Below are 13778 nucleotides of genomic sequence, written 5' to 3'. Positions count from 1 at the left end.
CCTCCATGCCTGCCGAGGATGCCGCGCATGACGTCACTCGATCACTTTCAAGCCCCGCTGGACACCGACATGGAAAAGCAGCGCGCGGAACTGGCGGCGATCATCCGCCGTAACACCGCCGAAGATGGCAGTTATGCCACGGCCATTGGCTCGCTGTTCATGTCCCGCCACAGCCAGTCCCACGAGTTTGCCCCGGTGCTGGCGCAACCGGCACTGTGCATCATGGCCCAGGGGCGCAAGGAAGTTCAGTTGGCCAACGAGTACTTCAACTACGACCCGTTGAACTACCTGGTGGTCTCGGTCTCGATGCCGCTCAGTGGACGGGTGGTGGATGTCTCGGCCGAGGAACCGATCCTGGCCCTGCGCCTGGACATCGATCCGGCGGAAATCACCGCGCTGATCGCCGACGCCGGCCCCCTCGGCGTGCCCTCCCGGCCGACCGGGCGCGGGCTGTATGTCGAGCGGCTCGACACGGCCATGCTGGATGCCGTGCTGCGCCTGGCACGGCTACTGGACACGCCGAAAGACATCGCCATGCTCGCGCCGCTGATTCGCCGGGAGATCCTCTATCGACTGTTGCGCAGCAAGCAAGGACATCGACTTTACGAAATCGCCATCGCCAACAGTCAGAGCCATCGCGTCAGCCAGGCGATCAAATGGCTCAATGGCAATTTTGAACAGCCGTTGCGCATCGATGATCTGGCGAAAGAAGTGAACCTGAGCGTGTCGACCCTGCATCACCGCTTCAAGGCGATGACGGCGATGAGTCCGTTGCAGTATCAGAAGCAGTTGCGCCTGCAGGAAGCACGGCGGTTGATGCTGGCCGAAGGGCTGGAAGCTTCGGCGGCGGGGTATCGCGTCGGGTATGAAAGTCCGTCGCAGTTCAGCCGGGAGTACAGCCGGTTGTTCGGGGCGCCGCCGTTGCGGGATCTGGCGCGGTTGCGGTTGACGGTTTGATCCGGATCCAGTGGTGCGGCGGCTGACGCCTTCGCGGGCAAGCCCGCTCCCACACTGGATTTGTGAACGCCACAAATCAAATGTGGGAGCGGGCTTGCCCGCGAAGAGGCCAGCTCAGGCACTACAAGTCCTGGATCAGGCCCCAAGTACCCGGCAAGCCTCCGCCGGCAAGGTCACCGACACCGGGTGACCGACGCTCAGGCCAAAGCCCTGGCACGGCGTGCTCAGCGCGGTAAACGACACCCCGGAACACTCAACCGTGGTCTCGATGGTCGCGCCGATATCGCGCACGAAGGTCACCTTGCCCAGCAAGCGGTTGCCCGCCGTCGCCTGCGGCGCCGACAGTTGCAGGTCTTCCGGACGAATCAGCATCTTCACCTTTTCCCCTGCCGCAACGCTCGTGCAGATCGGCACTTGCAGCGCATCGCCACCCGGCAGGCTGACCTTGCCGTTGCCCAGCGCCGTGGCCGGGAAGATATTGCCCGAACCGATGAAGTCCGCGACGAACTCGTTGGCCGGGTGCCGGTAGATTTCAATCGGCGTGCCGACCTGCTGCACCCGATGTTCACCGAGCACGACCACTATATCGGCCATGGTCATGGCTTCACGCTGGTCGTGGGTCACCATGATGGTGGTGATGTTCAGGCGCTGTTGCAGTTGACGGATTTCCACCTGCATCGACTCGCGCAGCTTGGCGTCCAGCGCCGACAACGGTTCGTCGAGCAGGAGGATTTTCGGGTGGTTGGCAATCGCCCGGGCAATCGCCACACGCTGGCGCTGTCCACCGGAGAGCTTGGCCACCGGACGATCGATCATCGGTTGCAACTGGATCAGTTCCAGCAACTCCACCACCCGCGCCTGCTGGTCAGCCTTGCTGACTCCGCGCAGTTTCAGCGGATAGGCGATGTTCTCGCCCACGGTCATGTGCGGGAACAGCGCCAGGGACTGGAACACCATGCCGAAGTTGCGCAGGTGCGCCGGGGTGTGGCCGATGTCTTCACCGTCCAGGCGGATCTCGCCGCCGGTCAGGGTTTCAAGGCCGGCAATCATGCGCAGCAGCGTGGTTTTGCCACAGCCCGAAGGGCCGAGGAAACACACCAGTTTGCCCTCGGGCAAGTGCAGGTTCACATCGGTTACCGCGCAGGCCGAGCCGTAATGTTTCTCGACGTTTTCCAGAATCAGACCAGACATTTGAAGTACCTCAAGAAATCAGAACGAAACGCCACCTTCACCAACCAGCTTCTCCAGCGCCCAGATCAGGACGAAGTCGATCAGCACGATCAGCACGGCGAACGAAAATACGGTTGGGTCGAGCGAGGACACGGTGCGGCTGTACATCCAGATCGGCACGGTCATCACATCGATGGTGTAGAGGAAATAGGTCACGGTGAATTCGTTGAACGAGACGATGAACGCCAGCAGCATGCCCGCCAGGATCCCCGACTTCATCAACGGCACCACCACATCGACAATCGCCCGCAACGGTGAGGCGCCGAGCATCTGCGCGGCCTCCTCGACTTCGCTGCCGATGGAGAGCATCGCGGCCGTGCAGTTCTTCACCACGAATGGCAGCGCCAGGATCACGTGGGCAATCACCAGGCGTGAGGTGGTCATCTGGAATGGCAGGCTGTCGAACACCAGCAGCAACGCCAGCCCCAATACCACCATCGGGAACACCAGTGGCAACGACATCAGTTGCAGGGCCACGGCCTTGCCACGGAACTCGCAACGGGTCAGGGCATACGCCGCCGGTACGGCGATGATGGTCGCGAACACCATGGTCAGGCAGGACACCATCAGGCTGGTGGTCATGGCTTTGCCCAGGCTCAGCACATCGCTGGCGTCCGGCGACACGAAGGTATGCCAGGCGGCCTTGTACCATTGCAGGCTGTAGCTGCTCGGCGGGAAGTCGAGGTTCGACGCGCCGCTGAACGACATGACGATCATGGTCAGGATCGGCAGCACCGCCAGCAGCAGGATGAAGCCGGAAAGGATGCCGGCGAACTTGCCGGTCTCGCCGGGCAACAGCCCATAACGTTTCTTGGTCAGGGTGCTCATTGGGAAGCCTCCAGCATGCGCCGACGACGGCCAGTGATGTATTCGGACAAGGTCATGATCGCGAGGGTGGTGACGATCAGCACCACACCGGCAGCGGACGCGGCGGGCCAGTTCATCAAGGGGGCGATCTGGTCATGCACCATCACCGCCAGCATCGGCACGCGCCGGCCACCGAGCAACAAGGGCACCACGAAACTGCTGGCGTTGTAGGCGAACACCAGGGTCGCACCGGTAATGATCCCCGGCAGACTCATCGGCAAGACCACCTGGCGGAACACCTGGAAACGACTGGCGCCGAGGGTGGCTGCGGCTTCTTCGTAGCTGCGGGCGACGCCGCGCATGGCGCTGGCAATCGGCAATACGGCCAGCGGGAAGGCGGTTTGCACCAGGCCCATCAACACGCCGTTCTGGTTGTACAACAGCATGATCGGGCGCTTGATCAGGCCCAGGCCCATCAAGGCCTGGTTGAGCATGCCGCCTGGACCGAGGATCACCAGCCAGCCGTAGCTTTGCAGCAGCAGGTTGACCAGCAACGGCAGCAACACCGCCGCCAGGAAGATCCGTCGCACGAACGGCGAGGTCAGGCGCGACATGGTGTAGGCCACCGGGATCGCCAGAATCACTGCGATCACCGCGCTGATCAGCGCCAGGCGCAGGGTCAGCATCAGGGATTTGAGGTAATAGGGTTCCAGCAACTGGGCGTAGCTGGCCAGGCTGAACCCGGACCATTCCGCGCCTTTGGTGCCCACGCTCATGCGCAGTACCAAGAGGCTCGCGGCAATCAGTACGCCAAGAAACAGCATCGACGGCGTGAGGAAAAACCAGGCGCGCGTCGTTGGCGAAACACCCCGAGCGGCGCGCACGGGGGCGGCACTCACCGGATGGGTCAGAGGTTGGTGTTCCATAGCAAAGGGTCTCGTCAATGGAAAGCAGCTGACAGACACAAGACCTGAAAGCACAGCGTTTCTAATGTGGGAGCGGGCTTGCTCGCGAAGAGGCCGTGTCAGCCGACATCAATGTTGAATGTCACACCGCATTCGCGAGCAAGCCCGCTCCCACATTTGATTTGTGGTGCTTCAAGGGCTTGCGAGCGTCACTCGATCAGGAAGAAAAGATTTCCGTGTAACGACGAATCCATTGGTCATGCACAGTCGCCAGGAAGGCGTTGTCGTGCATGATCGCCTTCTCGGCAATCTGCTCCGGCGTGAGGATGTACGGGCTCTTGCGCGCTTCGGCGGAGATGATCGCCTTGGCGTTGACCGGGCCGTTGTAGATGTCTTCAGCCATCTTGCCCTGCACCAATGGGTCCAGGGAGTGGTTGATGAAGGCATAGGCCATATCGGTATCGCCCGGACGGTTCTTCGGCATCACCGAGAGCATCAGGTCGGTGTAGAAACCTTCCTTCATGCCAAAGGTCGCGCCCAGACCGTAGTTCGGATCGCGGATCTGTTTCGGGAAGAACGCCGGTGCATACAGGCCCCCCATGTCCAGGGAGCCGGTGCGGAACAGTTCGGCAATCTGGTTCGGGTTTTCACCCAGGGTCACCACACGATCCTTCAGCTCGGCGAGTTTCTTGAAGCCAGGTTCGATGTTGTGCTCGTCACCACCGGCCAGTTTGGCGGCGATGATGATCAGGTCCATGGCCTCAGTCCAGTTCGGCGGCGGCAGGAAGATGTTCGGCGCCGCGTCGGCATCCCACAGGGAGGCGTAGCTGGTCGGGGCTTCTTTCTGGGTGCGGGTGCTGTAGACCAGGCTGTTGCACCACAGCAGGTAACCGATACCGTGGCCATTGGCGCCGGTGCGGTACTTCTCCGGTACATCGACCAGGTTGGGAATGCGGTTGAGGTCGGGTTTTTCCAGCAGGTTGGCGGCGGCCAGACCTTCGGCGCCGACGCCTGCCAGGGTGATGATGTCGTACTGCGGACGATCACCGCCGGCCTTGAGTTTGGCGACCATTTCCGAGGTACTGCCAGTGCGGTCAGCGATGACCTTGCAGCCGTACTTGTCTTCGAACGTCGCGGCGATGTTGCGCAGTGCAGCCAGGCCGGTGTCATCGGACCAGGTCAGCAAACGCAGGGTCTTGCCGGCAAAACGTGTGTCGCTGGCATTGGCCTTGATGAACGGCATGCTCATGGCCGCTGCTGCAACCGAGGCTACGCCCACGGTCTTGATGAATTGACGTCTGTTCAGATCATGCTCGCCCATTACGGACTCCCTTTGTTTTTGTAGGTATAAGGCAGGTCGAAACTGTTGCATCCGCGCGACTGGATTAGCATTAGCCCCTCTATTTTCGGGGGTTTGGCTGAACCAGTGAGTTCATCCTGAGGTTGTGTAAAACACCTGACTATCGATAAAAATTCATTGAAGCCATGACACCAGTGCATGCCTCATGTAGGAGCGAGCTTGCTCGCGATGGGTGCACTGGCGCCGCGTACATTCAGGCGCCCCACGTCATCGTTGACGTCCATCGCGAGCAGGCTCGCTCCTACACAGTGATCGGTGTCAGACGGCCCGGATCACGTGTTTGATTTCCTGGAAAGCCTGCAAGCCCCAAGGCCCCAATTCGCGGCCAATGCTGCTCTGCTTGTAGCCGCCCCAGGCGGTCTGCGGGAAGATCACCTGCGGTGCGTTGATCCACACAAGCCCCGCCTGCAAAGCGTTGGCGACGCGGTCGGCGGTCTCGGCATTGCGCGTGACCACACTGGCGACCAGGCCGAACTGGCTGTCGTTGGCCAGGGCAATCGCCTCGGCTTCAGAGACGAAACTGCGCACGCAGATCACCGGGCCGAAAATCTCTTCACACCACAGCGCACTGTCGAGGGGCACTTCGGTGAAAACCGTCGGCTGCAAAAAATATCCGCGCGGCAGGTCCGCCGGGCGATTGCCACCGCAAACCAGTTTGGCACCAGCGCTCAAACCACGATCGATGTGGCCCAGGACACGCTGGTATTGCGCCTGATTGACCAGCGCGCCCATTTCCACGTTCGGGTCGAACGGGTCTGCCACGCGAATCGCTTCGGCCCGGGCTTTCACGCGGCTGAGGAATTCATCGGCCAGTTCATCGGCCACCAGCACGCGACTGGTGGCGGAGCACATCTGCCCGGCGTTGAAGAAACCACCGCCGCAAGCCACTTCCACCGCCAGGTCGAGATCGGCATCGGCCAGCACCAGCAGCGATGATTTGCCGCCCAGTTCCAGGCTTACGCCTTTGACGGTTTCCGCCGCCCGCTGCATGACCTGCACGCCAACAGCGTTGCTGCCGGTGAAGGAAATTTTCGCGATACGCGGATCCGTCGACAATGGCGCGCCAACGGCCAGGCCGGTGCCACACACCAGGTTGAACACGCCCGCCGGCAAACCGGCCTCAGCGATGATCGTTGCCAGTTCCAGCTCTGGCAGCGGCGTGACTTCCGACGGCTTGAGCACCACGCAGCAACCGGCGGCCAGGGCCGGGGCAAGTTTCCAGGCGGTGGTGACCATCGGGAAGTTCCACGGCACGATCAGGCCGACCACACCGCACGGCTCACGGCGCAGGCGCGCACTGAAGTCGTCGCTCGGCAGTTCGATGGCGCTGTCCTGCTTGGCGTCCAGCCCTTCAGCCAGACCGGCGTAATACTCGAACGTGGCGATCACGTCATCGACGTCGATCGCGGCTTCGAATTGCGGCTTGCCGTTGTTGCTCGACTGCAAGTGCATCAGTTTTTCACGGTTGGCCTGCACGCCTGCGGCGATTTTGCGCAGAATGGCAGCGCGTTCGGCACCGGTGGTTTTCGACCAGCCGGCGAACGCCTGGGTCGCCGCGCTCACCGCTTGATCAACCGCACGCTCATCGCCGCCATTGACCGTGGTCAACAGGGCTTCGGTCGCCGGGTTGATGACGCGCAGGTGTTCATTGCCGGCCGACCATTGGCCGTTGATGTACAGGCCATCCAGGGTAGTCGGGAAAGTCATTTCGACACCGCCTTCATCCACTCGGCCTGGTCGATTTCAATCAGGGTCGGGCCCTGGCGATCGTGGGCCACACGCAATGCGCCGCGCAATTGCTCGACACTGCTGACGGCTTCGGCCGCGCAGCCCAAGGCCTTGGCCACACCGATGAAGTCCGGGGTGTAGATGTCCACGCCGACCGGCTCGATGGCACGGTTGACCATGTATTTCTTGATCTCTTCGTAGCCTTGGTTATTCCACAGCAGCACGATGACCGGAGTGCGCGCTTCAACGGCGCTGGCCAGTTCCGGCAGGGTGAACTGCAGGCCGCCGTCACCGATCAGGCACACCACGGGCGGGCGAGCACCGTCTTTAGCGCTGCCGCCGAGCCAGGCGCCAATCGCCGCCGGCAAGGCGTAACCGAGGGTGCCGTAACCGGTGGACGAGTTGAACCAGCGACGTGGACGCTCCGGATTGAACGTCAGGTTGCCGGTGTATACCGGTTGGGTCGAATCACCGACGAACACCGCGTCCGGCAGTTCGTGCAGGACAGTTTCGAGGAAACGGGTCTGGGCCAGAGTCGGTGCGTCCCAGGTCGCGGACAGGTCTTCACGCAGACGGGCGGCCCGTACCTGGCCCCAATCGTTGCGGCGCTCGGCCAGGGATTTGTGCGACAAGGCGCTGAGCAAGGCCTGGGCAGCGTTGCGCGAGTCGGCCACCAGCGCCACGTGCGGCGGGTAGTTGCGCACGGTCTGGTCCGGGTCGATGTCCACGCGCAGCAACTTGCCAGGAATTTCGAAGCCACCGGCGAAGGTCACGTCGTAGTCGGTCTCGGCCAGTTCGGTGCCGATGGCCAGGACCACGTCGGCCTCGGCGACCAGCGCACGGGTGGCGACCAGGCTCTGGGTCGAGCCGATCAGCAACGGGTGGCCGGAGGCGAGCATGCCCTTGGCATTGATGGTCAGTGCGACCGGCGCGTCCAGCAGTTCGGCCAGTTCTGTCAGCTCGGGCGCCGCGTCGATGGCACCGCCACCAGCGAGAATCAGCGGACGCTTGGCGTTGGCCAGCAATTCGGTCATGCGCGACACGGCGCTTGGCGAAGCACCGGCGCGGTCGATGTTGACCGGCAGGCTGCTGAGCAGCTCGTCAGCGTCTTCGACCAACACGTCCAATGGAATTTCAATGTGCACCGGACGCGGACGGCCCGCCTGGAACAGCGCAAAGGCGCGAGCCAGCACACCCGGCAATTCCGACGCCGACATCAGGGTGTGGGAGAACGCCGCGACACCGGCGCACAGTGCGCCCTGGTTCGGCAGTTCATGCAGCTTGCCGCGACCGCCGCCCAACTGGCTGCGCGATTGCACGCTGGAGATCACCAGCATCGGGATCGAATCGGCGTAGGCCTGGCCCATGGCGGTGGTGATGTTGGTCATGCCAGGGCCGGTGATGATGAAGCACACACCCGGTTTGCCGCTGGTGCGGGCGTAGCCGTCGGCCATGAAGCCGGCGCCCTGTTCATGGCGCGGCGTCACGTGGTTGATGCTCGAACGGGCCAGCCCGCGATACAGCTCCACGGTATGAACCCCCGGAATGCCGAACACCTGCTCGACTCCGTAGTTTTCGAGTAACTTGACCAATACTTCGCCGCACGTCGCCATGTCTTTGCCCTTTTTGTTCGTTTGAGACGCCGGGCATGCGCTGTGTTTATGATGGATTGGCAGGCCCGGGAATGGCCTCATTGGAACGGGCGACACGTAGCCGCAACAATGGATAAAAAGTCATACTAGCCATGTCCTCACGTCATACCTTGGATCCCAATGAAACGACTGCCTCCCCTGCCGGCGCTGCACACTTTTCTGATTACCGCGCAGTGCTGCAATTTCACCCGGGCCGCCGAACAACTGCACATCACCCAGGGCGCGGTCAGCCGGCAGATCGCCGGGCTGGAAGATCACCTGGGTTATGAGCTGTTCATTCGCCAGGCCCGAGGCCTGGACCTGACCGCCGAAGGACGGGAGTGGCTGCCACGGGTGCAGCAGATTTTCGGCCTGATCGACGAGGCCGTGGAGCAGATCGGCGAGAAGCGCGAAACCCTGCAACTCAAGGCACCGACCTGCGTCATGCGCTGGTTGCTGCCGCGCCTGCTGCAATGGCAAAGGGAACGCCCGGACGTGCCGGTGGAGCTGACTACCACGGTCAAGCACGGCGTGGATTTTCATCTCGAACAGTTCGATGCGGCGGTGATGTACGGCGCACCGCCAGACAATTCATTGATGTCGCAAAAACTCTTCGACGAGCAACTCACGCCGGTGTGTTCCAGACCTATGCTCGAAGGCCCCATGCCCCTGCAGACACCTGCCGATCTGCAACAACACCTGCTGCTGCACCCGACCCGCGATGAACGGGACTGGAAGGCCTGGCTGAAGGCCGCGGATGTGAATTTGACCAATGTCGGCAAGGGCCAGCATTTCGAAACACTGGACCTGGCAATGTCGATGGCGTCCCAGGGAACGGGGGTGGCGATTGGCGACTGGTCGCTGATCGGCGATGACCTGAACGCCGGGCGGCTGGTCATGCCATTCGAACTGAAGGTCACAACAGGACTGGCGTACTACCTGGTTTTCCCCGAAAAACCCGGACCTTCGCCGAAGTTACGTGAATTGATGGGGTGGCTGGTGGAGCAGGCGCAGTCTCGCTGAGCCGCCACCTGTAGGAGCTGCCGAAGGCTGCGATCTTTTGATCTTGTTTTTAAAAAAGCAAAATCAAAAGATCGCAGCCTTCGGCAGCTCCTACAGGGGTTGCGGTGTCAGTAGCCGACTGTAAAGCGCTGCCGCGAATGCTTTGGCACCTCGACTTCGTCGAGCATCGCAATCGCATAGTCGGCGAACGTGATCCAGCTACGCCCTTCGCTGCTCACCAGCAAATCATCCTGGCCGAGGCGGAATGTCCCGGTGCGCTGGCCCTCGACAAATTCGGCCGAAGGCGACAGGAAGGTCCAGTCCAGATCCCGCTCTTCACGCAAATTTGCGAGGAACTCGGCACCGGCGCTGGCCTCTGCCTTGTAAGCCTCAGGGAAACCCTCGCTATCGATCACCCGCGTACCATCGGGCAACAAGAGCGACCCGGCGCCACCCACTACCAGCAAGCGTTTGACCCCGGCCTTCTTCACCGGCCCGATGACGGCACTGGCAGGCAGCGTTGCGAAATGTGCCGCGCTGATGACTGCGTCATGCCCCTCGATGGCCGCTTGCAAAGCATTGGCATCCAAAGCGTCGATGTCGCGCGTGACCACACCGGCACGCTGGCCGATTTTCGCCGTGTTGCGGGCGATCGCGGTAACGCTGTGACCGCGACGCAGGGCTTCTTCCAGCAGTTGGCTACCGGCACGACCGGTGGCACCGATGATTGCGATGTTGCTCATGAGGTACTCCAGTTGGCTTGAAAGTATCGGTATGTTGCATAGGAGCTTTTGTGGCGAGGGAGCTTGCTCCCGCTCGGCTGCGCAGCAGTCGTAAAACCTGTGTCTATGGGGAGCCTGAAGGAATGCGGGGGAGTGCTTCGCACTCCAGCGGGAGCAAGCTCCCTCGCCACAGTAACTCCCATTAACCCTTAAATTTATTCACCCCACTTCATCTCGCCCTTGGCGACTTTGGCGCTCAGTTCCAGGGAGCTTTCATCGCCCAGTGCCGGGAAGCGTTTCTTCATTGCCGCAATCAGTTCAGCAGCGTCCCTGGCCTTGGCGGTTTCTTCGTCGAAGGCCTTGATGTAAGCGGCGGTGAACTGCACGGCGGCCAGGGAGCGACCGCTCTCGCCAAGGTAATGACCCGGCACCACGACCTGCGGTTTCAGGGTTTCAATGGAATGCAGCGTAGCCAACCAATCGGCATGGGACTGCGGCGTTTGCGTGTCAGCCATCCACACGTGGATGTTTTGCGCCACCACAACACCACCGACGACCGCCTTGATCGACGGAATCCATACAAAGCTGCGATCCGGTTGCGGCCCCTCAAGTCCAAGCACCTGCAACTTCTGCCCTTCGAGAATCAGGCTGTCGCCCTTGAGCACGTCCGGCACGATGGTTTTGGCCGGCACATCGGCGCCCATTTTCGGCCCCCAGAAGGCCAGTTTGCCGTCGACGGTTTGCTTGATGTGGTCGACGGTCGGCTGCGAGGCGAGGACCCTGGCCTTGGGGAACGCGGCTGTCAGGGTGTCGAGGCCGAAGTAGTAGTCCGGGTCGCCGTGACTGATGTAGATGGTGGTCAGTTGCTTGCCGCTGGCGCGGATTTTTTCCACCACCTGCTCGGCCTGGGATTTGCCGAATTGGGCATCCACCAGAATCGCTTCCTTTTCGCCGCTGACCAGCACCGAGGTCACCGGGAAGATGGCCTTTTCGCCTGGGTTGTAGACATCCAGCGTCAAGGTCGAGGCGGTTGCATGGGCGGCGAAACCGAAGGCGGCACTTGCCAGTAAAACGCGCTTGAGGGTGGTGAAACCGATCATTTGTTGCTCCATGCCTTGTTTGGTGATGGAACAGAGCTTAGTTGCCTGACTCGGTACAAAAAATGCGATGCTTGAACATAGTTTGTTTCTGAAAGCGGGCAAATCATGGATCGTCTTCAAGCAATGCGGGTGTTCGTCACGGTGGTCGACCTCGGCAGCCAGTCGGCCGCCGCCGATCACCTGGAGCTGTCACGGCCGGTAGTGTCGCGGTATCTGGCAGAATTGGAAGATTGGGTCGGTGCGCGCCTGATGCACCGCACCACACGCAAGTTGAGCCTGACCGCCGCCGGCAACGAAATCCTGCCCCGCTGCCGGCAGATGCTCGACTTGTCCAGCGACATGCAAGCCGCCGTCAGCGAACCGGATGACGCACCGCGCGGCCTGCTGCGGATCAGCGTCAGCACCTCGTTCGGCCAGGCGCAACTGGCCGATGCCATGGCCGCGTACGTCAAGCGCTACCCCGGCGTCAGCGTCGACATGCAGATGCTCGACCGCACCGTGAACCTGGTGGACGAGCGCATCGACCTGGCGATCCGCACCAGCAACGACCTGGACCCGAACCTGATCGCCCGCCGCCTGACGGTTTGCCGCTCGGTGATCTGCGCCTCCCCCGCCTACTTGCGCGAACATCCGGCGCCGCAACGGGTCGAGGATCTGAGCCTGCACAACTGCCTGACCCACTCCTACTTCGGCAAAAGCCTCTGGCATTTCGAGCAGGACGGCGAGCAGGTTTCAGTACCGGTGCAGGGCAACATCAGCGCCAACGAGGCCAGCACGCTGTTGCGCGCAACGATCGCCGGCGCCGGGGTGGCGATGCTGCCCACCTACCAGGCCGGCGTGCACATTCACAGCGGCGAATTGATTCGCCTGCTGCCGGCGGCCGAACCCCGGCAAATGAACGTGTATGCGGTGTATGCCTCGCGCAAGCACATGCCGGCGGCGCTGCGCAGCTTGCTGGATTTTCTGGTGCTCAGATTTCCGGAGATACCGGAGTGGGATGTGGGCCTGTAACCCGATCAATATGTGGGAGCGGGCTTGCTCGCGAAGAGGTCGGTACATCCGACGCAAATTTTGCGCATGAAATACCGCTTTCGCGGGCAAGCCCGCTCCCACAGGGGACATCAGTGTTCTGAATACCGCGCTATTGCTGGCAACTCAATGGCGCTGACCTATGCTCAATGTAATACCGAAAGGTATTCGTTCAGAGGTCAACGCCATGAACATCAGAACAAGAAGATACCTCGCGATCTTCATCACCTGCGCGGTCACGCTCGGGCTGTATGGCGCTGCCGCCTGGCGCGTCGAGCAACTGCGCAACCTGCCCCGTGAAGCTGCGAGCTGCAACTTCGAGCGCTGCATCCCCCACAACGCTACCCTCAACGCCCTCCGGTAACGAAGGGGGTCAGGCTTCGTTGTCCTGATCGGCCTTCAAGCGGTCGCGGAAGGCCTTGGGCGAAATCCCCACACGACGCCGGAACAGGCGCGTGAAGTTGGTCGGATCGGAAAACCCCAACACGTCGGACATTTCATAAATAGTCATGCTGGTGTAGGTCAGCAAGCGCTTGGCCTCCAGCAATTGCCGTTCGTGCATGATCTGCAACGCCGGTTGCCCCGCCAACTCACGGCAGGTGCCGTTGAGGTGCGACACGGAAATCCCCAGCCGGTGCGCCAGATCCTCGACCTTGACGTGCTGGCGATAGGTCTCCTCCACCAGCTGAATGAAGCCGTTGAGGTATTCCCGGGCCCGCTGCGGTCGCGCCATGGCGGTGCGACGCTGGATCACCTGGCGGCTGACCCACACCACGATCACGCTGACCAGCGAATGCATGAGCATTTCCCGTGCCGGTTGATGGCTGTTGTATTCGCTCTGCAAGGCACTGAACAGGCTGTTGAGGTACTCGGCGTCCGTGCCTGCCGGGTAACTTTCGGCCTGGGCCAAGGCATTGACCGAGTGTCCCAACTGCATCTGCAGGTGGGCGATCAACGGCGCGGCCAGGGTCACGACAAAGCCTTCCACGTCTTCGGAAAAGCGAAAGCCATGCACCGACAGCGGAGGCAGGATCTGGATCCCCGGTTCCACCAGTTGTGTACGCTGGCCTTCGATTTCAAGCTCTGCCTGGCCTTTGAATACGAAGAGCAGTTGGCATAAATCAGCGTGGCGGTGGGGTTTGATTTCCCAATGATGTTCGCGGCTGCGTTTGGAAATGGTCTCACAGTGCAGCAAGTCCGGGGTCGGCCAATCCAGGCTTTCACCGTAGAGCTTGAACACCGGAATCGAAGGCAGGTCAGGCTTGTTCATCACTTCAATCCAGGCCTCGGAGTTTGATGGCGGGCGA

General features: G+C 61.6%; 13 protein-coding genes. 4 read left to right on the top strand and 9 right to left on the bottom strand.

From position 1 onward, the window contains the following. The first annotated feature begins 27 nt into the window (after positions 1 to 27). Positions 28 to 957: an AraC family transcriptional regulator gene (locus KW846_RS09945; protein ID WP_218482113.1), complete on the top strand. Its 930-nt coding sequence runs from the start codon at positions 28 to 30 to the stop codon at positions 955 to 957. Between the two features lie 135 nt (positions 958 to 1092). Here the strand turns inward: KW846_RS09945 and KW846_RS09940 are convergent, their stop codons facing one another. The 6 genes from KW846_RS09940 to KW846_RS09915 form a co-directional block, all read right to left on the bottom strand. After that, positions 1093 to 2148 (bottom strand): ABC transporter ATP-binding protein, encoded by a 1056-nt coding sequence (locus tag KW846_RS09940; protein ID WP_007978493.1) that lies wholly within the window; start codon positions 2146 to 2148, stop codon positions 1093 to 1095. A gap of 18 nt (positions 2149 to 2166) precedes the next feature. Continuing rightward, the gene (locus tag KW846_RS09935; protein ID WP_007986104.1) at positions 2167 to 3015 is read right to left on the bottom strand and encodes an ABC transporter permease; all 849 of its coding nucleotides are present in this window, start codon (positions 3013 to 3015) and stop codon (positions 2167 to 2169) included. Then, entirely contained in the window at positions 3012 to 3920 is a 909-nt protein-coding gene (locus tag KW846_RS09930) for an ABC transporter permease (protein ID WP_102698413.1), read from the bottom strand. The genes KW846_RS09935 and KW846_RS09930 overlap by 4 nt, the downstream gene beginning before the upstream one ends. Positions 3921 to 4116: 196 nt before the next feature. After that, positions 4117 to 5220 carry an extracellular solute-binding protein gene (locus tag KW846_RS09925; protein WP_007978499.1) on the bottom strand — a complete coding sequence of 368 codons (1104 nt, stop codon included), beginning with the start codon at positions 5218 to 5220 and terminating at the stop codon, positions 4117 to 4119. 297 nt (positions 5221 to 5517) lie between these two features. Continuing rightward, on the bottom strand, positions 5518 to 6966 hold the full coding sequence (locus KW846_RS09920) for an aldehyde dehydrogenase family protein (RefSeq protein WP_218482112.1): 1449 nt from the start codon (positions 6964 to 6966) through the stop codon (positions 5518 to 5520). Beyond that, the gene (locus tag KW846_RS09915; RefSeq protein ID WP_218482111.1) at positions 6963 to 8600 is read right to left on the bottom strand and encodes a 5-guanidino-2-oxopentanoate decarboxylase; all 1638 of its coding nucleotides are present in this window, start codon (positions 8598 to 8600) and stop codon (positions 6963 to 6965) included. Before KW846_RS09915 ends, KW846_RS09920 begins: the two co-directional genes overlap by 4 nt. A gap of 159 nt (positions 8601 to 8759) precedes the next feature. Between KW846_RS09915 and KW846_RS09910 the strand changes: the two genes are divergently transcribed. Next, complete coding sequence (locus KW846_RS09910; protein WP_007978506.1) at positions 8760 to 9641, top strand: LysR substrate-binding domain-containing protein; 882 nt, start codon at positions 8760 to 8762, stop codon at positions 9639 to 9641. Between the two features lie 107 nt (positions 9642 to 9748). Here KW846_RS09910 and KW846_RS09905 read toward each other — a convergent pair whose 3' ends face one another. Both KW846_RS09905 and KW846_RS09900 read right to left on the bottom strand, forming a co-directional pair. Next, positions 9749 to 10363, bottom strand: coding sequence for an NAD(P)-dependent oxidoreductase (locus KW846_RS09905; protein WP_218482110.1), 615 nt, complete (start codon positions 10361 to 10363; stop codon positions 9749 to 9751). A gap of 194 nt (positions 10364 to 10557) precedes the next feature. Then, positions 10558 to 11442, bottom strand: a complete 885-nt coding sequence (locus KW846_RS09900; protein ID WP_218482109.1) for an MBL fold metallo-hydrolase — start codon at positions 11440 to 11442, stop codon at positions 10558 to 10560. 105 nt (positions 11443 to 11547) lie between these two features. Here KW846_RS09900 and KW846_RS09895 point away from each other — a divergent pair, with 105 nt between their 5' ends. Then, a complete protein-coding gene (locus KW846_RS09895) occupies positions 11548 to 12453 on the top strand; it encodes a LysR family transcriptional regulator (protein WP_218482108.1) in 906 nt (301 codons plus the stop codon). Between the two features lie 205 nt (positions 12454 to 12658). Further along, complete coding sequence (locus KW846_RS09890) at positions 12659 to 12835, top strand: hypothetical protein (protein WP_007978514.1); 177 nt, start codon at positions 12659 to 12661, stop codon at positions 12833 to 12835. Positions 12836 to 12844: 9 nt separating this feature from the next. Here KW846_RS09890 and KW846_RS09885 read toward each other — a convergent pair whose 3' ends face one another. Beyond that, the gene (locus tag KW846_RS09885) at positions 12845 to 13741 is read right to left on the bottom strand and encodes a helix-turn-helix domain-containing protein (RefSeq protein WP_218482107.1); all 897 of its coding nucleotides are present in this window, start codon (positions 13739 to 13741) and stop codon (positions 12845 to 12847) included. Between the last annotated feature and the right edge of the window lie 37 nt (positions 13742 to 13778).

It is taken from the genome of Pseudomonas sp. PDM32 (assembly GCF_019219225.1).
Taxonomy (GTDB): Bacteria; Pseudomonadota; Gammaproteobacteria; order Pseudomonadales; family Pseudomonadaceae; genus Aquipseudomonas; species Aquipseudomonas laurylsulfatiphila.
The sequence above is the reverse complement of the archived record's forward strand: the minus strand, read 5'-3'. Positions and strand labels throughout refer to the sequence as shown.